This is a genomic window from Alteromonas sp. 1_MG-2023 (assembly GCF_030547075.1).
In the GTDB taxonomy this organism is placed as follows: Bacteria; Pseudomonadota; Gammaproteobacteria; order Enterobacterales; family Alteromonadaceae; genus Alteromonas.
The window spans coordinates 22,382-42,608 of sequence record NZ_JAUOQH010000014.1 but is presented as its reverse complement, the minus strand read 5'-3'; the positions used below and the strand labels follow the sequence as shown (position 1 = coordinate 42,608).

Sequence of the window (20,227 nt, the reverse complement as noted above, 5' to 3'; positions counted from 1 at the left end):
TCTTGGTTTGATAATTCATACATAATATTTATTCCTGTAAACTGTGCCGAATTGCACGGTGTTAATGTGGCAAAATGCATTGAATCCGTAAACTGTAGAGTAGATCAGTTTTTTAGTGCCTTATTCCAAACGCCTATCTCATGTTGCTCACAATCAGCTTCAACGTTAGATGTTGTGGAGTATTACATACCGTTATTCATACATAACGTTTGTTACCGTCTGTGCTCATCCATTCATGTTTTTATAAAACGGTTGTTAGAAAACGGCCCTAGGAAAATAGTCCTAAGAAAAATCTACTAGCAATGAAATTATTTACCCTCGTTTTTCCTCGGCTTTATCAACTACTTCGCCAAAACACTGTATGTAACCACAGTTTAAAGCCAGTAAATACGTGGCCTTCACTGTGCTTTTTAGCTTGACAGTGGGGATCAATGATACCTAAACTGTCAATCAGTGGGTAAATGTGGCGAATAGTGGATCGAACCATCATTGTTTTGCAGATCAGTACTCAAAAAAACAAGAAAACCAAGAGCAAAATATAGAAGGCTAGGGGAATGTTCCGCGGCGCTAACGCAATCAATCTGGACACAAAAGGCAGACTAGCGATACCGACAAAGTATCGGCAGTCGCTGCTGGATGATTGTAATGGACAGCTGGTCTGTACGGTCGATACACAGCAAAGTTGTTTGCTGCTTTACCCACTTCCCGAATGGGAAGAAATTGAGCTTAAACTCATTAAGTTCTCAAGCATGATTCCGGCGGAAAGACGCATGCAGCGTTTATTACTGGGTCATGCTACAGAAGGTGAAATGGACAAAAGCGGACGAATTCTGCTTCCTACTCCTCTACGCCTTCATGCTCACCTATCAAAAGAAGTCATGTTAGTTGGTCAGTTGAATAAGTTTGAAATTTGGGATGCCGAAGTATGGGCTGAACAAGTTGAGCTTGATATGGATACCGAACGCAAAGGCGAATTTGAACTCACCGAACGTTTACAGGACTTTTCTTTATGAGCCAATCTAACGAATTCAAACATGTTTCCGTGTTACTCGACGAGTGCATAGAAGCCCTGGCTATCAAACCCAACGGTATTTATATTGATGCCACATTCGGCCGTGGAGGCCATTCTGCGCATATTCTTGATGCGTTAGGTAGCGATGGTAGCCTAATCGCGTTTGATCGCGACCCACAGGCCATAGAAGCGGCTAAGCGTTTTGCCGACGATAGCCGTTTCCGTATTATTCATTCTCCTTTTGGCGACATGGCCGAAGAAATTGAAGCTCTTGGTTTAACCGGAAAGATTGACGGCGTATTAATGGACTTGGGTGTTTCTTCGCCTCAGCTTGATGATGCCGAACGTGGATTTAGTTTTCTTCGCGACGGTCCACTAGATATGCGGATGGACACTTCTCGTGGTGAAAGTGCAGCCGATTGGTTAGCCCGTGCTGAAGAACAAGACATTACTCAAGTTATCAAAGAATTTGGTGAAGAGAAGTTTGGCAAACGTATTGCGCACGCCATTGTAAATACCCGTGAAACCACACCGATTACGCGTACTGCTCAGTTGGCCGCGCTTATTGACGAAGCCGTGCCAGTAAAAGATAAGTTTAAGCATCCTGCCACGCGGGCATTTCAAGGTATCCGAATTTACATTAATGCTGAACTAGAGCAGCTGCGAATAGGCCTAAAAGCAGCCACTCAAGTGTTAGCAAAAGAAGGGCGTTTGGCGGTTATTTCTTTTCATTCTTTAGAAGACCGATTAGTAAAACGCTTTATAAAAGATCAAAGCAAAGGCAAATCAGTACCGCATAATTTGCCCATAACCCAAGCTGAAATAGATGCCGACAAAGTTTTAAAAGCCTTAAGTCGGGCCATAAAACCCTCTGAATTGGAGATTGCGAACAACGTTCGCTCACGCAGTTCCGTGTTAAGGGTGGCCGAAAAGCTATGACGTTAGGTAAGCCTGACAGGGCAAATACAAACTTCAGTTTACTGCTGATTATTGTGTCAGATTTAACCCGCAACAAGTTGCGGGTTTTGTTGTATTTAGCGGTTCTGCTTAGTGGCATGGCGGTAATCCTTGGTAGCCACCAAAATCGCCAGCAAGTTATTGCCCTTGAAGACCTAATGCAACAGAAAGATGAGCTTGATGTTGAATGGCGCAATTTAGTGCTTGAACAACGTGCGCTTACCGAACATAACCGCATTGAAACCTTGGTTGAAAAGCAACTTGATATGTACCGTCCAACAGCCGATGACGAAGTGGTGGTGAGACTTAAATGACCACGCAAACCGTTAAACGTAGCCGCAAAACGAGCGGAGCAAAACAAAATGTCACACCAAGCTTGGTGCACTGGCGCTTTGTGGTTGTGCTTATCGTGGTTATCTCGGTTTTTGCAGCACTGGCTGCCCGCGCGGCGTTTATCCAAGTTATTGAGCCTGACGAGCTTATTCAACAAGGCGACAGTCGTACTTTACGTACGCGCAACATGCCTACCTATCGCGGGTTAGTGACAGACAGAAACGGCGTTGAACTAGCGGTAAGTGTGCCGGTTCGTGCCATTTACGCCGATCCTAAAATTATTCATGAAAACGATGGTCTTGCCGAGCCTCGTCGCTGGCAAGCACTGGCCGATGTATTAGGGCAGTCGGTAGATAGCTTACAAGAAAAAGTCAGCAATCCTAAACGCCGCTTTGTGTATTTGCAGCGCCAAGTATCTCCGGCTATGGCTGAGTATGTTGATAAACTTGATATTCCAGGCATTTACTTACGCCGCGAAAGCCGCCGTTATTACCCTACTGGTGAAGTGTCTGCTCAGTTAATTGGTGTGACCGATGTTGATGATACCGGTGTTGAAGGCTTAGAGCGGATGTACGATGAGTGGCTAACCGGCACGCCTGGCTCACGCAAAATTCGCCGAGATGCCAAAGGTCGTCAGGTAGAAATTTTAGAAACCACTTCTGGTGAAGATGCGGGCAACCTGCAACTGACTATCGACCAACGTATTCAGGCGTTAGCCTACAAAGAAATCAAAGAAGCCATGATTTACTATCAATCTAGCTCTGCATCAGCAGTAGTGATTGATGTAAAAACAGGTGATGTACTGGCCATGGTAAATGCGCCGTCGTTTAACCCTAACGATCGTAGCAATATTTCACCACACCGCATGCGTAACCGCGTTATTACCGACGCATTCGAGCCCGGTTCTGCATTAAAGCCTCTAGCAGTATTAACTGCCATGGAATTCGGAGAGGTTGAAGCAGAAGACGTGATAGACACTAACCCAGGTTGGATGCGCCTTGGTGGAAGCTTAGTTAAAGATTCGAGAAATTATGGTGAACTTACCCTTGAAGAAATTATTCAGCATTCAAGCAACATGGGCACCTCTAAACTAGCCCTTTCTGTGCCTAAGCAGTTTTTACTCGATACATATTACAATATTGGTTTGATGTCAGACACTGGATTAAATATGGCCGGTGAAAGCAGCGGTATTTTTTACGATCGTAGCCGCTGGTCTGAATTCGAACTGGCCACACTGTCGTTTGGATACGGTATTTCCGTGACTACCGCACAACTAGGAAGGTTATACGCCACAATTGCAAATGGTGGCGTTAAGCAACCATTAAACATCATTAAGTCGCCACAGCAAACCGGTTGGCAAACTCAGCCTGAGCGGGTGATAAGTGAAGAAAACGCGAAAGCGATAGTGCAAATGATGGAAAGCGTTACTCAACGTGGCGGTACAGCGAAAAAAGCGGCTGTTCCTGGCTACCGTGTTGCGGGTAAAACCGGTACGAGCCGTAAAGCAGTAGCAGGTGGCTATGGCGAAGAGTATGTAAACATTTTTGCGGGTATTGCCCCTGTTTCCGACCCAAGGCTTGTCACTATCGTGCTTATTAATGAACCTGGCGGTGATTTGTATCATGCCGGTGACACGGCTGCGCCTGTGTTTTCATCAATTATGGGCGGCGCATTACATATGCTAAATGTGACCCCAGATGATAAACATGTTACTTCAGGTGCATGGCTTAAAGGGGGCAACAGTGGTAGTTAATTCCTTTATTCAAAGCACCCGTGCGCTACTAATAAAGTTTGGCGTAGACGCCCCGGATATTCGTATCGAAGGGTTAACTTTAGACAGTCGCGAAGTGAACACTAAAACCGCGTTTATTGCGGTTAAAGGTCACGAACGTGATGGAAGAGATTTTATACCACAAGCCATTAGCTTGGGTGCCCGGGTGATTCTGGCGCAAACTGACGACAGTCAGGCCCATGGGCAAATGGAAATGCGCGACCATTCGGTAATTATATCGCTATATCAATTACCTAGCATGTTATCGGCATTAGCGGCTGCGTTTTACGATTATCCAGCCTTGAAGATGACTACTGTTGCGGTAACCGGTACTAACGGAAAAACCTCTACAGTTCAATTGCTTACCCAGCTTAAAGATGCCCTAGGCACACGTAGCGCTAGCGTGGGAACCTTAGGAAGTAGTGTATTTGAAGGTGAGAATACTCAGTGGGTAACCACTGCTGCGGCTAATACCACCCCAGATGCAATTCGCCTGCAATACGTGTTGGCAGACTTTGTGCAATGCGAGGTGCGGCATACCGCCTTTGAAGCTAGCTCGCATGCGCTAGTGCAAGGCCGGTTAAGCCAGGTGAAAACGGATATTGCCGTGTTCACCAACTTAACCCGTGATCACTTAGATTATCACGGCACCATGGAAGAATACGCGAAGGCAAAACGACTTTTATTAGACCAGCCTGGTCTTGAAGCCGTTGTGCTGAATGTGAACGATGAAGAAAGTCTACATTGGGCTCAGTATCTTAATGCCAAAGCAGAAAATGCTAATGCAGAAAATGATAGCAGCGCCATTGATAGCATCAAAAAAATAGAAAGAAAGCCCGAAATTATCCGAGTATGGACAGGATTTGAACCTTCTAGTGACGTTTTATCCACGCATAAACAACCACAAGATCGCCATTGTTTCGCCACAAATGTTTCATACCATTCATCAGGAATTCGATTCGATCTGGTTTCTTCATGGGGCACAGCACCCGTTGAATTAGCATTGTTTGGCTCGTTCAACGTAAGTAACGCATTAAGTGCCATAGGGTGTTTATTAGCGCAAAACGAGCGTTTCGAAAATGTGGTGAGGGTAGTCAATAATTTGCAGCCGGTTCCAGGGCGAATGGAAGTGTTTCCGGTTGAAGGTAGTGCCAGCATGGTGGTTGATTATGCCCACACGCCAGATGCGTTAGAGCAAGTGCTGAAAAGCGCTAGAACACATACCACGGGTAAAGTGTGGTGCGTATTTGGTTGTGGCGGCGACCGCGATAAAGGCAAGCGTCCTTTGATGGGAGCTGCAGCGGAACAACATGCTGACGTAATTGTGATCACAACGGATAACAGTCGCAGTGAATCGCCTGAAAGCATTGCCAGTGATATTAAGGCGGGGTTAAAGCGCCCTAACGATGCAGTAGAAGAAGCAGACAGAGAAAATGCTATTCGCTACTGCTTAGCACGGGCAAACGAAGACGACATTATCATTGTGGCCGGTAAAGGCCATGAAGATTACCAAATTATTGGTACCCAACAGACAGACTATAACGAACGTACAGTTGTGGCTCGACTACAACAGGAGTACAAAAAATGATAACTACAACACTGTCGTGGATAGCCAGCCAAATAGACGGCAAACTTGATGGACAAGATTGTGAAGTCAATGCAGTAAGTACAGACACACGAACCCTAGATTCGGGCTCTGTTTACTTAGCATTAAAAGGCGAAAATTTTAACGGCCACGCATTTGCGCAAAGCGCGGAAAAAGCAGGGGCAAGCGCTATTATTGCCAGCGAACCTGTAACGGTTTCTATTCCAGTAGTTTATGTTGAAGACACTAAGCTAGCGCTAGGTATGCTAGGTGCAGCGGTAAAACGTGAAGTTGCACCTAAAACCATTGCCATTACTGGAAGCAGCGGTAAAACCACTGTGAAAGAAATGTGTGCAGCCATACTTGAGCGTCGCGGTTCAGTGCTAGCGACTAACGGTAACTTCAATAACGATATTGGGGTCCCGTTAACCTTACTTCGTCTAGAAAAACAGCATGAATACGCGGTAATGGAATTGGGAGCAAATCACTTAGGTGAAATTGCCTATACCACTGACCTTGTTAAGCCTGATGTTGCCACTATTGTAAATGCTGCGGCTTCTCACCTAGAAGGGTTTGGAAGTTTGTTAGGGGTAGCACGCGCTAAAAGTGAAATCTTTAAAGGTTTAGGTGATACGGGTACCGCTATTGTTAATGTAGACAGCCAGTTTGCTGACTTTTGGCAAGGTAAGATTAAACAAAAGCGTGTTTTAACCTTCTCGCCAACGCAAAAGAATGAAGCCGACTTCACGGCCGAAGACATCATTGTAGGTCTTGATGGCTGCGCCGCATTTCAACTATGCAGTGATAACGGCGAAGCTGCAATTCAATTAACTATCCCAGGTATCCACAATGTGGGGAATGCGCTAGTAGCTGCGGCCCTTACCATGCAATTAGGTGCCACTATTGAAAACGTGCGTGACGGTTTGCTTGCTATGAAGCAGGTTAAAGGGCGTTTAAACGTTAAAACAGTAGGCAGCCGAGTACGTTTACTTGACGACACCTACAATGCCAACGTTGCTTCTGTGAATGCGGCTATTGATACCCTAAGTACCTTCTCTGGCGTTAATGTATTGATACTAGGCGACATGAAAGAGTTGGGTGAAAAAGCCCGCTTTTATCATGAACAGGTGGGTAACTACGCGTTAAGTAAAGGTATTGATTACCTGTATTCATTTGGTGTGCTGAGCCAGTCTGCCAGTGCTGTTTTTGACGACGCTGCAGGAAAAAATGCAACCGGAAAATGCAGCGGCCATTTTACTGACATCGACAGTTTGATGAAGGCGTTAGAGCAAGACTTACAAGTAGAACAACAAGATATTTCAATTTTAGTAAAAGGCTCACGTAGTTCTCGTATGGAACGCGTGGTAGAGGCGATAGAGGCCTCTTCGCTGGGAAAGTTTGAACGCCGTCGGGAGCGCATTGCATGTTAATTTGGCTAGCTGACTGGCTGACACAATTTGATACTGGGTTTAACGTATTTTCATACCTAACCCTAAGAGCGATTTTAAGTACGTTAACGGCGCTTCTAATTGCTATTTTGATTGGCCCTAAAATGATTCGTTATTTGCAAACTATGCAGATAGGGCAAACCATCCGCGACGATGGACCGCAGAGTCATTTGTCTAAATCTGGTACACCCACCATGGGTGGTCTTCTGATACTGGCCGCTATTGTAGTAAGCGTATTACTGTGGGCAGATTTAACGAATCGCTATGTGTTAGTAACGTTAGCGGTAGTGGTTTCGTACGGCATTATTGGCTTTGTTGACGATTACCGCAAAGTTATTCGAAAAGATTCGAAAGGCTTGATTGCCCGCTGGAAGTATTTTTGGCAGTCGGTAGTGGCAATTGGGGTGGCATTTTTCTTATATAGCAGTGCTACCTCAAGTGCAGAAACATCGCTGTTAATTCCTTTTTTCAAAGAGGTGTTTCCACAGCTTGGTGTGTTTTTTATTATCATTACGTACTTTGCTATTGTAGGTACCAGTAATGCGGTAAACCTAACCGATGGCCTTGATGGCTTAGCCATTGTACCCACCATTTTAGTGGCCGGTGCATTCGCTATTTTTGCTTACGTAACCGGTAATTCGAACTTTGCGGAATACTTAAATATTCCGCACATCCCACTTACCAGTGAATTGGTAATTGTGTGTACCGCCATCGTGGGCGCGGGGCTTGGATTTTTATGGTTCAACACCTATCCAGCACAAGTATTCATGGGGGATGTAGGTTCATTGGCATTAGGTGGCACATTAGGCGTACTGGCCGTGTTAGTTCGCCAAGAAATTGTACTGATAATTATGGGCGGTGTGTTTGTAGTAGAAACCTTATCGGTCATTTTACAAGTGGGGTCATTTAAATTGCGTGGGCAGCGAATTTTTAGAATGGCACCTATACACCACCATTACGAATTAAAAGGCTGGCCGGAGCCGCGCGTCATAGTGCGCTTCTGGATCATTTCTATCATTTTAGTCCTTGTTGGGCTAGCAACGCTGAAGCTTAGGTAATGACATATAACGTACGCGTACATTCTTATGTGGTAGGTGGCCTGGGAGTAACAGGTCAGGCTTGCGTGCGTTTTCTAAAACAACAAGGTGCGAAGGTAAAAGCCTTTGATACCCGCGATACTTTCAATGTATCAGCGCCGTTGAATATCAGTGTTACCACTGGTGCATTACCTAGCGACTTCTTCAGCGGTGTGGATACATTAGTGCTTAGCCCAGGTCTGCCTCTTAATATTAAACAAGTAAAACAAGCAAAAGCCAGTGGCGTGGAAGTGATTGGTGATGTGGAATTATTCGCACGTCTTAACACTACGCCAACCATAGGCATTACCGGTTCTAACGGAAAAACTACCGTTACGTTATTAACCACTCATATGCTTAAAGCTTGTGGGTACGAGGTTTGTGAGGCGGGAAATGTTGGCCGCCCTGTGCTTGAAACACTTTCGGCTCCTTTAGATGCCATAGTGTTGGAACTATCTAGTTTTCAGCTTGAAACAACTACCAGCTTAAAACTAAACGCTGCATCAATTTTAAATATTAGCGATGATCATTTAGACAGACACGGCGACATGCAGCAGTATGCTGCCGCTAAACAACGTATTTTTAACCATTGTGATACGGCAGTGGTGTGGCGCGCCGACAACCAAGTAACGCCAATTACGAGTTGTGAAAACACCATAACCTATGGCCTTGATGCCAGCGATACCGGTTTTGGTTTACACGACGGCATCATTACCTTTAACGGTGAGGCATTGCTTAACACCGCCGATATTCGATTAGCGGGCATGCACAATGTGCTAAACTTAATGACATCACTGGCGTTATGCCAAGCGTTTGGCGCATCACTTCAAACAGCGGCACTTGCTGTTGCTACTTTTACCTCAGCACCGCATCGCTGCGTAGAAATTGCCAATATCAATGGCGTAAAGTGGATAGATGATTCAAAGGCCACCAACGTGGGTGCCACTATCGCCGCTATTCAAGGGCTTGCACCTACTTCTAATGGCAAGATTATTCTGATTGCCGGTGGTGATAGCAAAGGGGCTGATTTAAGTGCGTTAAAACCCGCGCTTGATGAAAGTGTTAGCGAAGTAATTGCCCTTGGTAAAGACGCAGAAAAATTTAGCGGTATTTTTAATAACACCAGAGTTGTGGCATCAATGGAAATGGCGGTGTCGGCAGCTAACTTACATGCTCGTAACGGCGATATCGTTTTACTATCGCCTGCTTGTGCAAGCATCGACATGTTTAAAAACTATATGCACCGTGCCCAAGTGTTTACCGATGCGGTAACTCACATTACGGCCAATGTGAAATTTGCCAGTGACGCAGGCGTGATGAAAGAAGCAGGAGGCTTGCTATCATGACGACTGCTACCAATGCTTCTATGAACAATAATACAACTCAGACAGACACTAAATTAAGTGCGCTGTTTGCCGCCCGTCACGACGAGAAAAGCCTACAAAGCCCTTACGATATCGGTCTGATCATTGTTGCGTTAGCGCTAATGACTATCGGTATTATTATTGTGACATCAGCATCAATGCCGGTTGCTGAACGAATTCACGATAACCCTTTTTACTTCGCCATCCGCCATGGCATTTACATTGTGGGGGCAATTATTGCTGCCATGGTGGTATTAGAACTTCCTATGCAGTTTTGGCGAACGGCAAATCCTTATTTGTTATTGGCGGCCATTGGGTTGTTGGTCGCAGTACTGCTTATTGGACGTACCGTTAACGGTAGTACCCGTTGGTTGGCGCTAGGCCCCATCACCATTCAAGCTGCAGAGCCTGCGAAACTATTCTTCTTCACGTATTTGGCAGGCTACTTGGTTCGCCGCTATGAAGAAGTAACGGAAAATTTAAAAGGTTTCATCAAGCCCTTAGTGGTGTTCTTTGCATTAGCCATGTTGCTGTTGCTACAACCCGATTTAGGTACTGTGGTCGTAATGTTTGCCACTACCATTGGTTTGTTATTCCTAGCGGGCGCTCGTTTGTGGCAGTTCTTTGCGTTGGTATTCGCGGGCGTATTGGCGGTTGTTGCCCTTATCGTATTTGAAGAATACCGCATGAAACGGGTGACCTCATTTCTCGATCCTTGGGCCGATCCTTTCGGCGCGGGATATCAGCTAACGCAATCGCTAATGGCTTATGGCCGCGGCAATTGGTTTGGTCAAGGTTTAGGAAACAGTTTACAAAAGCTCGAGTTTTTACCCGAAGCTCATACCGATTTTGTAATGGCCATTTTAGCTGAAGAGCTTGGCTTTGTAGGGGTACTTGCCGTACTCGGTCTAATTTTATGGATGGTGGTACGCGCGCTACAAATAGGGAACAAGGCTTTATTAAAGTCACGTCCGTTCGAAGGCTATTTGGCGTACAGCGTAGGTATTTGGTTCAGTTTTCAAACGGCAGTTAATATTGGTGCAAGTGCAGGTATTCTGCCCACCAAAGGGTTAACGCTGCCATTGGTCAGTTACGGCGGTTCATCGCTTATCGTTATGTCTGTTGCAGTTGCCTTGTTGTTACGTATAGATTTTGAATTACGGGTAGAAGGCGTTCAAGCACTAGGGCGTGGCGACAATAAGAAAGCCAGCAAATCTAGAGCAAAGCCTTCTGCTAAATCTGGAGCCAAGTCGCCAGTGAAAACGAAGCATACCAATGCTGAACCTTTTGCTGACGCTGATGCTAATGCTAATTATATTCAAGCCCAAGAGCCAGACTCAGATTTAGAAATGCCAGATTCGCTTTCAAAAGAAGAACAATCAAAAGACGCTAAACCAAATGCAACTGGCGCAAAGAAAGCATCAAGTGCAATCTCCCCAGAAGACGAAGGCAAAGCGGGCATTAAAGCCATTTTAGCCCGAGTTTCTAAGGAGGCCACTAGTGAGTAAGCGTTGCTTAATTATGGCGGGCGGTACTGGGGGGCATGTTTTTCCCGGATTAGCCGTGGCTCATGCGCTGCAATCCGCTGGCTGGGAAATAGAATGGCTTGGTACTGCTGAGCGAATGGAAGCCGATGTGGTACCTAAACATGGCATCCCCATTCACTTTATTCCCGTGAAAGGTATTCGCGGAAAAGGCCTCAAAGCCAAGTTATCTGGCGGTATAGCACTGATAAAAAGTTTATTTTCGGCTCGCCGTATTATTAAACGCGTGCAACCCGATTTAGTGCTTGGATTTGGTGGGTATGCTAGCGGACCTGGCGGTATTGCGGCTAAGTCTTTAGGCATTCCCGTCATTATTCACGAGCAAAATGCCGCAGCCGGCATGACGAATAAGTTATTGGCCAACGTAGCCACGCGGGTATTACTCGGATTTGAAGATGCTAAACCACAATTTGCCAAGGTTGCGTCTAAAGTGCATACCGTGGGTAACCCCGTACGAGATGAGATTTGGGAAGTTAACCCTAAAGAAGCAGTTTCAGACGAGCCAACAAGCGGTAAAATCAATCTACTCGTTGTTGGCGGAAGTTTGGGTGCCAAAGTACTTAATGATACTGTGCCCGAAACCTGTGCTGGGCTAGAGGGCCTATCTATTCGTCATCAATGCGGGAAAGGTAATCAAGCGTCAGTTGAAGCGCTCTATGAAGCCAGTGTAAATCAGGTTGAAGTCAGTGATTTTATTGATGACATGGCTGCTGCCTATGAATGGGCTGACTTTGTAATATGTAGGGCAGGCGCACTCACAGTAGCAGAAGTAGCAGCAGCGGGCAGAGCGGCATTGTTTGTACCTTTGCCACACGCGGTAGACGATCATCAAACAAAAAATGCGCAGTCGCTAGTGAAGCATGGCGCAGCCATCATGATTGCGCAATCGGTACTAAAAGAAAATTTACGGCAGGCAGTTCGGCACTGGGTAACACACCCTAGCGATTGCCTAAAAATGGGTGCAGTAGCAAGGCAACATGCCAGTACTCACGCCACAGAACAAGTAGTAAGCCATTGCATGGCAGTAGTAGGAGTAGGGGAATAATGGTTTTTAAAACCCCATTTGAAAGCCCGCAAATGCGCAGGGTGAAGAAAATATTTTTTATCGGCATTGGCGGTGCGGGTATGGGCGGTATTGCTGAAGTACTGCTTAATGAAGGTTACGAGATTGCAGGTTCTGACATTAGTTCAGGGCCAATGACCCAGCGTCTTAGCGATTTGGGCGTAGATGTAAAGATTGGTCATAAAGCCGAAAACGTCGATGGTATGGACGTGATTGTGGTTTCAAGTGCCATTAACGAAGCTAATCCAGAGATTATTACCGCCAGAGAAGAACGTATTCCAATTATACGTCGTGCGGAAATGTTGGCTGAATTAATGCGTTTTCGTCACGGTATTGCTATCGCGGGAACCCATGGTAAAACCACTACAACCAGTTTGATTTCTACCATTTTTGCGCAAGCGCAGTACGATCCAACGTTTGTCATTGGCGGCTTGTTAAATAGTGCAGGTACTAACGCACGCTTAGGCAGAAGCCGTTATTTGATAGCTGAAGCTGATGAAAGTGATGCATCGTTTTTACATTTGCAGCCTATGGTATCGGTAGTTACGAATATTGAAGCTGACCACATGGATACCTATGGCGGCGACTTCTCGAAAGTAAAAGACACTTTTGTGGAATTTTTAAGTAATTTGCCATTTTACGGGCAGGCAATCGTGTGTGGCGACGACGCTAACATTCAAGAGATTCGCCCTCGTATTGGCCGAAGTATTATCACGTACGGTTTTGAAGCCCATAACGACGTGCGGGCTGAAGATATTACCTTGTCGTTTGGGCAGGCTAGTTTCACTGTAATACGACCAGAACTTGAGCCGTTGAGGGTGACACTTAACCTTACTGGCAACCATAATGTGCTAAATGCATTAGCAGCCATTGCGGTAGCGACTGACGAAGGTATTGATGATGACGCCATCGTGGCTGCATTAGCAAGCTTTGGTGGTATAGGTCGTCGGTTTGAAGTACTTGGCGATTTTAATACCAGTGTGGGTAACGTTACCTTGGTTGACGACTATGGTCACCACCCTACAGAAGTGAAAGCCACGATAGCGGCAGCAAGGGCTAATTGGCCCGAGAATCGTTTAGTGATGGTGTATCAACCACACAGGTTCACCCGTACTCGTGATTTATACGAAGACTTCGTAAATGTGCTTTCTACGGTAGATGTATTGCTATTGTTAGACGTATATCCGGCCAGTGAACAGCCGATTGAAGGCGCTGACAGTAAATCTTTGTGTCGTTCTATCCGTCAACGAGGCCAAATTGAGCCTGTTTATGTGGGCGGCAAAGAAGCGCTTCCCGCTATTCTTGCCAATATTTTGGTAGAGGGCGATATCGTGATGACGCAAGGTGCCGGCAACATTGGTCAAATTGCTAAGTTGCTCGCAGGTCGTGAGATGGAGCCAAAAGCGCTGCATCAAGAAGGTGATGTATGAGCCTTCTTAGCAACATTAAAAAATATGATGCTGATGCCTTTGGCAAAGTGGCAGTGATGTTTGGCGGCGATTCTGCCGAACGTGAAGTATCGCTAAACTCAGGTAACGCGGTGCTTGCAGCACTTTTACGACAAAATGTGAATGCCATTGCTTTTGATCCAGCTAAGCGTCCACTTACTGATTTAATCAGCGAAAAAGTCGACCGCGTGCTTATCATGTTGCACGGTAGAGGCGGTGAAGATGGCTCGATGCAAGGGGCACTTCAACTGCTAAAAATTCCCTATACCGGAACGCCAGTTTTAGGATCTGCATTGGCGATGGACAAGATCCACACCAAGCAAGTGTGGCAAAGCCTTGGCTTACCTACCGCTAAATATGAAATTGCTGATAAAAGGCGCTTTGAAGCTGGTAAGTGCAGCGCTATAATGGAAAAATTGGGGAATGAAGTCATGGTCAAGCCGGCTCGAGAAGGGTCGAGTATTGGCATGGCAAGAGTGACAAGCGCTGAACAACTCGAAAATGCCGTACAGGACGCCTTTAACTATGACAATCAGGTTCTGTTAGAGCAATACATTAATGGCCCTGAGTTTACGGTTTCTGTAATTCAGGGGCAGGCATTGCCGTCTATCCGCATGTCTACTCCGCATACGTTTTACGATTACGCTGCAAAGTACCAAGACGATACCACCGAATATTTTTGTCCAAGTGGTTTGTCTGATGAACAAGAGGCACACCTTGCTCAGCTATCGACACAGGCTTTTGATTCGATTTCTGGTTCTGGCTGGGGGCGTATTGATGTGATGCAAGATGGCAAAGGCGATTTTTATTTGCTTGAAGCGAATACAGTGCCAGGCATGACGGAAAAGAGTTTAGTGCCAAAAGCGGCGAAAGTGGCAGGGTTAAGCTTTGATGAATTGGTGTTGGCAGTATTGGCCACCAGTTTTGACCCTGACAGCCGAGCGTAAAGCACAATGAGTAGCGAGATGAGCAAGACGAACACTGCAAGCGCAACAAGCGCGGCGAAAAGTAAACCAGCCAAAGACAACGCGTCTTTGTGGGGCGGTGTAGCGTTCTTATTGCTTGTTATTGCGGCGTTAGTGTTTGGCGCGGTAAAGGCCAATGGCTATATGCAAGATGAACAGCAAATGCCTGTTCAGGTAATCGATTTTTCTGGCGATTACCAGCATGTAAATATTAGCAGGCTAGAACGCTTGATAAGAAAGTCGCAGCCAGGCAGTTTTTTTGCTTTAGATGTGAATGAAGTGTTCGAGCTAGTAGAAGCGCAGCCTTGGGTGTATCGCGCGTCGGTACGCAAAAAGTGGCCTAATACGCTGAAGATATATTTGGTTGAGCAGCAACCCGTTGCCAAGTGGAACGAAGATTTGCTGCTAAACCCGTACGGCGACACGTTTAATGCCGATGGGCACGATTTAGCCTTACCAAGGCTTTATGGCCCAGGTGGTAGCGAGAAAACGGCGCTTGAAGGATATAATTCCATGCATTCGCTATTAGCCACCACTGCCATGGATATTAAAGAGTTATCGTTGAGCGAGCGTTTCGCGTGGCAAGTTCAACTTGCAAATGGTATTGAATTGAATTTAGGGCGCAAGGAATTTATCGATAGGTTACAACGCTTTATCGATGTATATCCCTTACTTGCGCAGCAAGAGAAGACGGTGAAATATATCGATCTTCGTTACGATACGGGTGTCGCGGTTGGCTGGGAAAACAGCAGCAGTGACACAACAAACAAAGAGAGTTAAGGAAACCATGTCAAAACCTGCTGAACGTAATTTGATTGTAGGCTTAGATATAGGCACTAGCCAGGTAAAGGCTGTTGTGGGCGAGCTGTTAGACGACGATCAAATCAGCATCGTTGGTGTCGGTACGCATGCTGCAAAAGGCATGGATAAAGGCGGCGTAAACGACTTAAACCTTGTGGTTAAGTCGGTGCAACGTGCGGTAAATGAAATGGAGCTAATGGCAGATTGCCGTGTTTCTTCAGTATTCATGTCTATTTCTGGCCGTCACGTAAAATGCCAAAACGAAAACGGTATGGTGCCGATTAACAACCAAGAAGTAACGCAGGAAGACGTGGATAACGTTATCCATGCAGCACGTAGTGTTCCTATTGCAGCTGAACGCAGGTTACTTCATGTTTTACCACAAGAATTTACTATCGATGTGCAAGAAGGAATTAAGAACCCAATTGGCATGTCAGGCGTAAGAATGGAAGCTGACGCACACATCATTACGTGTGCCGATGATATGGCGAAAAATTTAGTGAAGTGTGTTGAGCGCTGTGAACTAAACGCCGACCAATTGATATTTTCAGCATTGGCATCAAGTTATGCCGTGCTAACGGATGATGAGCGTGAATTGGGTGTGTGTGTAGTCGATATCGGTGGTGGCACCATGGATATTGTTATTTACACAGACGGTGCCATTAGGCACACCGCTGTTATCCCTGTTGCGGGTAATCAAATTACCAGTGACATTGCTAAGATTTTCCGTACGCCAATTAGCAACGCAGAAGAAATTAAAGTTAATTATGCCTGCGCGCTGAAAGACATGGTCAGTATGGAAGAGAGTATTGAGGTGCCAAGTGTAGGCGGGCGTGCCGCGCGAGTCATGTCGCGACATACGCTAGCTGAAGTGATTGAGCCTCGTTACCAAGAACTTTTTGAACTGGTACATGATGAAATTCGTGCCAGTGGTCTGGAAGAGCAAATTGCTGCCGGTTTAGTACTAACCGGTGGTACCGCTAAAATGGAAGGTGCGGTTGAATTTGCCGAGGAAATTTTTCAGATGCCTGTGAGAGTAGGCAACCCAATCAACGTTAAAGGCTTGTCTGAATACGTTGATGATGCAGGATTTGCAACCGTCGTAGGGCTTCTGCAATACGGCAAAGTGCAAGCAGATAATAAGAAGTCCAGTAAGCAAAAACCGGGTGAGAGTTTATTTCATCGCGTGCAAAGCTGGTTTAAAGGTGAATTTTAATTTTTTTGGGGTCGCTATAGTTACGGCATCACGATTAGCAGGATGCAGATAATCGACAATGTGTCGTAGCGAAGCATAGAAGACGTACAACCGGAGAGTAAGTATGTTCGAATTAATGGATAGTCATGGCGAAGAAGCCGTAATCAAAGTCATCGGTGTTGGTGGTGGCGGCGGAAATGCAGTTGAGCACATGGTGTCTCAAAGCATTGAAGGCGTAGAGTTTATCGCAATAAACACCGACGCACAGGTACTGCGCAGCTCAAATGCTGACGTTACCTTACAAATAGGTTCAAGTGTTACTAAAGGTTTAGGCGCAGGCGCCGATCCTAACATTGGACGTGATGCTGCACACGAAGACAGAGAAACCATTCGCCAAGCATTAGACGGCGCAGACATGGTTTTCATCACCGCAGGTATGGGGGGTGGTACAGGTACTGGTGCAGCACCTGAAGTGGCAAAAATTGCTCGAGAAATGGGAATTCTTACTGTGGCTGTTGTTACCAAGCCATTCCCATTTGAAGGTAAAAAGCGTACTACGTTTGCAGAGCAGGGCATTGTTGAACTGGCTAACAACGTAGATTCACTTATCACTATTCCTAACGAGAAATTGTTAAAAGTGATGGGTCCTGGTACGCCGTTACTTCAAGCATTCAGTGCAGCGAACGATGTATTACGTGGCGCTGTTCAGGGTATTGCAGAGCTAATTACTCGCCCTGGATTGATCAACGTGGATTTCGCCGACGTACGTACAGTAATGTCTGAAATGGGTAAAGCCATGATGGGCAGTGGTTCAGCAAGCGGTCCAGATCGTGCTGAAGAAGCCTCTGAATCAGCTATTGCTAGCCCGTTACTTGAAGATATCGATTTATCAGGTGCTCGCGGTATTCTTGTGAATATCACAGCTGGCCCAGATTTCGCTATCGATGAGTTTGAAACTGTTGGTAACGCCGTGAAAGCTTTCGCTTCTGAGAATGCGACTGTGGTAGTGGGTACGGTTATCGATATGGAAATGACAGATGAGCTTCGCGTAACGGTTGTTGCAACTGGTATCGGCGCAGAGCGCAAGCCTGACATTTCGCTAGTAAGCTCTGAAGGCTCGCGCTTAACAACGCCAGCGAAAGAGTACGGTAGCTCTACAGCTTCTGAACCTCGTTCAGCATCGGTTGGCAGTACTGAAGGCAACCAAGCACTTAAAGCTGAAGATGAAGCGCAACCTGGTAATGATTTAGAGTATCTAGATATTCCAGCGTTTTTGCGTAAGCAAGCAGACTAATTCACCTCGCTGAAATTGAAGTGAATTTTTCTGAAATATCGTTGTCAGAACGGTATTAAGGGTACTATCTGTCTGGTAGTTTTTGCGCCGGTTTATTCCCGGCAAAAACGACAGTATGGCTTCTTGCGCGTAAATTTTTGGATTAGCGAATGGTCCAAATTGCGTATTTTTTGACAAACAAGTGGTAAGTCACTATAATTCGCGACCGCTTTTTTTATAGGTAAAAGCATAAGCAGATGATTAGACAACGTACAATCAAGCACCCGGTGCAAGAAACCGGAATTGGGCTACATAAAGGGGAAAAGGTCACAATGACTCTCCGGCCTGCGCCTGCAAACACGGGAATTGTGTTTAGGCGTGTTGACCTTGAACCTCATGTTGATATTCCGTCGCGCGCAAACGCGGTGGGTAATACCATGCTGTGTACCTGTTTGAATAATGAAGACGGTGTGACTATTCAAACCGTTGAGCATTTGGCATCTGCGCTTGCAGGGCTTGGTATCGACAACATCATTGTTGAAGTTGATAGCAACGAGCTGCCTATTATGGATGGTAGTGCGAGCCCCTTCGTATTCTTGCTTCAATCTGCAGGAATAGAAGAGTTGAACGCCCTTAAGCGCTTTATCCGTATTAAGAAAACCGTTCGCGTTGAAGATGGCGATAAGTGGGCCGAATTAGTGCCTTATGATGGCTTTCGTGTCGACTTCCAAATTGACTTCGATCACCCAGTTATCAGCCAAACTCGTCAACATATGACCATGGATTTCGATTCATGTTCTTATGTGAACGAAGTAAGCCGTGCACGTACTTTCGGTTTTATGCGCGACCTTGAATATATGAATGCTAACAACTTAGCATTAGGTGGCAGCATGGAAAATGCGGTTGCTCTTGATGAGTTCCGCGTATTAAACCCTGAAGGCTTACGCTACGACGACGAATTTTTGAAACATAAAATTCTAGATGCTATTGGTGATTTGTACCTGGGTGGGCATAGCCTTATTGGCGAATTGCGCGCGTATAAAACAGGCCATGGACTGAATAACAAATTATTGAATGCAGTGCTTGCGCAAAAAGACTGCTGGGAATTTATAACTTACGATTCTCAAGACGAAGCACCTATACGTTACGCTCAACCAGTATTAGCGTAAATCAGTATCTGAAAAGCCGCCTACATGGCGGCTTTTTTTCGTTTAGCTTTTAGACTAAACAATGATAAAGTAAGCAATCTATATAATTATAATTAGCGTGTCATAGCTCCTTTACGTTTCAGTTCGGCTTCAGCCGCGCCTATGTTTGTTTGCAAACAGCAATTGAGAGTTCCCTGAGCACGACAGAAATTTCCTATTTGTGGTATGAAGCTAACAATAACGCTATCAGGCAAGAACAAACGCTATCGTCATAGCATCAGTGTACGTACACTGGTGAGCGCGACCGTGTTGTCGTCGATATTTATGTTAGTGTCTAGTCGTTCCACAGAATCTGTGTCTGAAGATGTGGCTAGGGTTCGCCTTGCACAATCTGAAGTGAATGAAACGCAACAAGACGTTGAAGCACTTAAACAGCAGACCACCATTAAATTACAAACTCTGATTTCCCATATTGCCGAGCTTTCAGCACAAGCGTCTATGCTCGATGATAAAGGAAAGCAGATAGCAACAGAATTAGGTATGACAGCGGCTGACCTGGACGCTTTTGTACCTGTATCGATACCGGACAACCTCCAAGATGATCCCTTACTCAGTGAGATTAATAAGCTCCAGCAATCTCTCGATGTAAAATCTCAGCAGCTTTCTATGCTTGAAAGTTTGGTGAGGGGTCACCATATCCATGAGCAGAGTCAATTATCTGGTCAACCGATAGCATCGGGATGGTTGTCTTCTTATTATGGTATGCGCGCCGACCCCTTCACTGGTGAAACAGCCATGCATAAAGGCTTAGATTTCGCTGGTAAAGCGGGTAATGACGTTTTAGCTACTGCTGCAGGTATTGTTACCTGGGCGGGCGAGCGCAGCGGTTACGGGCATCTAGTAGAAATTGAACATGGTGATGGTTTCGTTACCCGTTATGGGCACAACGACACGTTATCTGTATCAATAGGTGATGTGGTGACGAAAGGTCAACCTATCGCCAAAATGGGCAATACAGGGCGCTCTACGGGCGTTCATGTTCACTACGAAATAATAAGAAACGGTAAGCAAATCGATCCTCTGCCATACGTTTATAAAAAATAAACACGGCAGCAGCCAGGTAAGTAAGCATTCAGCTTACGCAACAATTAGTAATCGCTTGGCATTATCGTTAACGATAGTGTCTTTTACGTTTAATCGCAGCTGTGCTCTTACCGTGCGGCGTCTCGACAAGTAGTGGAAAT

At 45.7% G+C, this 20,227-nt stretch carries 17 protein-coding genes; all 17 read left to right on the top strand.

Annotated features, from left to right (window positions below; genetic code table 11):
- The first annotated feature begins 554 nt into the window (after nucleotides 1-554).
- The 17 genes from mraZ (at nucleotide 555) to Q4561_RS14660 (ending at nucleotide 20,087) form a co-directional block, all read left to right on the top strand.
- Nucleotides 555-1,013 carry a division/cell wall cluster transcriptional repressor MraZ gene (gene mraZ, locus Q4561_RS14740; RefSeq protein WP_057789935.1) on the top strand — a complete coding sequence of 153 codons (459 nt, stop codon included), beginning with the start codon at nucleotides 555-557 and terminating at the stop codon, nucleotides 1,011-1,013.
- A complete protein-coding gene (rsmH, locus tag Q4561_RS14735) occupies nucleotides 1,010-1,951 on the top strand; it encodes a 16S rRNA (cytosine(1402)-N(4))-methyltransferase RsmH (RefSeq protein ID WP_062088014.1) in 942 nt (313 codons plus the stop codon). Before mraZ ends, rsmH begins: the two co-directional genes overlap by 4 nt.
- On the top strand, nucleotides 1,948-2,283 hold the full coding sequence (gene ftsL / locus Q4561_RS14730; RefSeq protein WP_013782930.1) for a cell division protein FtsL: 336 nt from the start codon (nucleotides 1,948-1,950) through the stop codon (nucleotides 2,281-2,283). Before rsmH ends, ftsL begins: the two co-directional genes overlap by 4 nt.
- Nucleotides 2,280-4,055, top strand: a complete 1,776-nt coding sequence (locus Q4561_RS14725) for a penicillin-binding transpeptidase domain-containing protein (RefSeq protein ID WP_303461562.1) — start codon at nucleotides 2,280-2,282, stop codon at nucleotides 4,053-4,055. The genes ftsL and Q4561_RS14725 overlap by 4 nt, the downstream gene beginning before the upstream one ends.
- Entirely contained in the window at nucleotides 4,045-5,661 is a 1,617-nt protein-coding gene (locus Q4561_RS14720) for a Mur ligase family protein (RefSeq protein ID WP_303461560.1), read from the top strand. The genes Q4561_RS14725 and Q4561_RS14720 overlap by 11 nt, the downstream gene beginning before the upstream one ends.
- Nucleotides 5,658-7,088: a UDP-N-acetylmuramoyl-tripeptide--D-alanyl-D-alanine ligase gene (murF, locus tag Q4561_RS14715; RefSeq protein WP_303461558.1), complete on the top strand. Its 1,431-nt coding sequence runs from the start codon at nucleotides 5,658-5,660 to the stop codon at nucleotides 7,086-7,088. Before Q4561_RS14720 ends, murF begins: the two co-directional genes overlap by 4 nt.
- Nucleotides 7,082-8,164 carry a phospho-N-acetylmuramoyl-pentapeptide-transferase gene (mraY, locus tag Q4561_RS14710; RefSeq protein ID WP_303461557.1) on the top strand — a complete coding sequence of 361 codons (1,083 nt, stop codon included), beginning with the start codon at nucleotides 7,082-7,084 and terminating at the stop codon, nucleotides 8,162-8,164. The genes murF and mraY overlap by 7 nt, the downstream gene beginning before the upstream one ends.
- Nucleotides 8,164-9,528, top strand: a complete 1,365-nt coding sequence (murD, locus tag Q4561_RS14705) for a UDP-N-acetylmuramoyl-L-alanine--D-glutamate ligase (protein WP_303461555.1) — start codon at nucleotides 8,164-8,166, stop codon at nucleotides 9,526-9,528. Before mraY ends, murD begins: the two co-directional genes overlap by 1 nt.
- Nucleotides 9,525-11,054: a cell division protein FtsW gene (gene ftsW, locus Q4561_RS14700; RefSeq protein ID WP_303461554.1), complete on the top strand. Its 1,530-nt coding sequence runs from the start codon at nucleotides 9,525-9,527 to the stop codon at nucleotides 11,052-11,054. Before murD ends, ftsW begins: the two co-directional genes overlap by 4 nt.
- Nucleotides 11,047-12,135: an undecaprenyldiphospho-muramoylpentapeptide beta-N-acetylglucosaminyltransferase gene (gene murG / locus Q4561_RS14695; RefSeq protein ID WP_303461552.1), complete on the top strand. Its 1,089-nt coding sequence runs from the start codon at nucleotides 11,047-11,049 to the stop codon at nucleotides 12,133-12,135. Before ftsW ends, murG begins: the two co-directional genes overlap by 8 nt.
- Complete coding sequence (murC, locus tag Q4561_RS14690; RefSeq protein WP_303461550.1) at nucleotides 12,135-13,583, top strand: UDP-N-acetylmuramate--L-alanine ligase; 1,449 nt, start codon at nucleotides 12,135-12,137, stop codon at nucleotides 13,581-13,583. Before murG ends, murC begins: the two co-directional genes overlap by 1 nt.
- Nucleotides 13,580-14,548 carry a D-alanine--D-alanine ligase gene (locus tag Q4561_RS14685; protein ID WP_303461548.1) on the top strand — a complete coding sequence of 323 codons (969 nt, stop codon included), beginning with the start codon at nucleotides 13,580-13,582 and terminating at the stop codon, nucleotides 14,546-14,548. Before murC ends, Q4561_RS14685 begins: the two co-directional genes overlap by 4 nt.
- Nucleotides 14,549-14,566: 18 nt before the next feature.
- Nucleotides 14,567-15,346, top strand: a complete 780-nt coding sequence (locus Q4561_RS14680; RefSeq protein ID WP_303461547.1) for a cell division protein FtsQ/DivIB — start codon at nucleotides 14,567-14,569, stop codon at nucleotides 15,344-15,346.
- 7 nt (nucleotides 15,347-15,353) lie between these two features.
- Nucleotides 15,354-16,583, top strand: a complete 1,230-nt coding sequence (gene ftsA / locus Q4561_RS14675; RefSeq protein WP_013782941.1) for a cell division protein FtsA — start codon at nucleotides 15,354-15,356, stop codon at nucleotides 16,581-16,583.
- Between the two features lie 103 nt (nucleotides 16,584-16,686).
- Entirely contained in the window at nucleotides 16,687-17,856 is a 1,170-nt protein-coding gene (gene ftsZ, locus Q4561_RS14670) for a cell division protein FtsZ (RefSeq protein WP_303461546.1), read from the top strand.
- 236 nt (nucleotides 17,857-18,092) lie between these two features.
- Nucleotides 18,093-19,004: a UDP-3-O-acyl-N-acetylglucosamine deacetylase gene (lpxC, locus tag Q4561_RS14665; RefSeq protein WP_126873778.1), complete on the top strand. Its 912-nt coding sequence runs from the start codon at nucleotides 18,093-18,095 to the stop codon at nucleotides 19,002-19,004.
- A gap of 204 nt (nucleotides 19,005-19,208) precedes the next feature.
- A complete protein-coding gene (locus Q4561_RS14660; protein WP_303461543.1) occupies nucleotides 19,209-20,087 on the top strand; it encodes a M23 family metallopeptidase in 879 nt (292 codons plus the stop codon).
- The last annotated feature ends 140 nt before the right edge of the window (nucleotides 20,088-20,227 follow it).

What these genes read in the sequence shown, in the direction of transcription:
- mraZ (WP_057789935.1), top strand. Translation starts at nt 555, where the DNA reads ATGTTCCGCGGCGCTAACGCAATCAATCTGGACACAAAAGGCAGACTA.
- ftsZ (WP_303461546.1), top strand. Translation starts at nt 16,687, where the DNA reads ATGTTCGAATTAATGGATAGTCATGGCGAAGAAGCCGTAATCAAAGTC.
- murD (WP_303461555.1), top strand. Translation starts at nt 8,164, where the DNA reads ATGACATATAACGTACGCGTACATTCTTATGTGGTAGGTGGCCTGGGA.
- Q4561_RS14725 (WP_303461562.1), top strand. Translation starts at nt 2,280, where the DNA reads ATGACCACGCAAACCGTTAAACGTAGCCGCAAAACGAGCGGAGCAAAA.
- ftsL (WP_013782930.1), top strand. Translation starts at nt 1,948, where the DNA reads ATGACGTTAGGTAAGCCTGACAGGGCAAATACAAACTTCAGTTTACTG.
- Q4561_RS14660 (WP_303461543.1), top strand. Translation starts at nt 19,209, where the DNA reads ATGAAGCTAACAATAACGCTATCAGGCAAGAACAAACGCTATCGTCAT.
- mraY (WP_303461557.1), top strand. Translation starts at nt 7,082, where the DNA reads ATGTTAATTTGGCTAGCTGACTGGCTGACACAATTTGATACTGGGTTT.
- murC (WP_303461550.1), top strand. Translation starts at nt 12,135, where the DNA reads ATGGTTTTTAAAACCCCATTTGAAAGCCCGCAAATGCGCAGGGTGAAG.
- Q4561_RS14680 (WP_303461547.1), top strand. Translation starts at nt 14,567, where the DNA reads ATGAGCAAGACGAACACTGCAAGCGCAACAAGCGCGGCGAAAAGTAAA.
- ftsW (WP_303461554.1), top strand. Translation starts at nt 9,525, where the DNA reads ATGACGACTGCTACCAATGCTTCTATGAACAATAATACAACTCAGACA.
- murF (WP_303461558.1), top strand. Translation starts at nt 5,658, where the DNA reads ATGATAACTACAACACTGTCGTGGATAGCCAGCCAAATAGACGGCAAA.
- ftsA (WP_013782941.1), top strand. Translation starts at nt 15,354, where the DNA reads ATGTCAAAACCTGCTGAACGTAATTTGATTGTAGGCTTAGATATAGGC.
- lpxC (WP_126873778.1), top strand. Translation starts at nt 18,093, where the DNA reads ATGATTAGACAACGTACAATCAAGCACCCGGTGCAAGAAACCGGAATT.
- rsmH (WP_062088014.1), top strand. Translation starts at nt 1,010, where the DNA reads ATGAGCCAATCTAACGAATTCAAACATGTTTCCGTGTTACTCGACGAG.
- Q4561_RS14685 (WP_303461548.1), top strand. Translation starts at nt 13,580, where the DNA reads ATGAGCCTTCTTAGCAACATTAAAAAATATGATGCTGATGCCTTTGGC.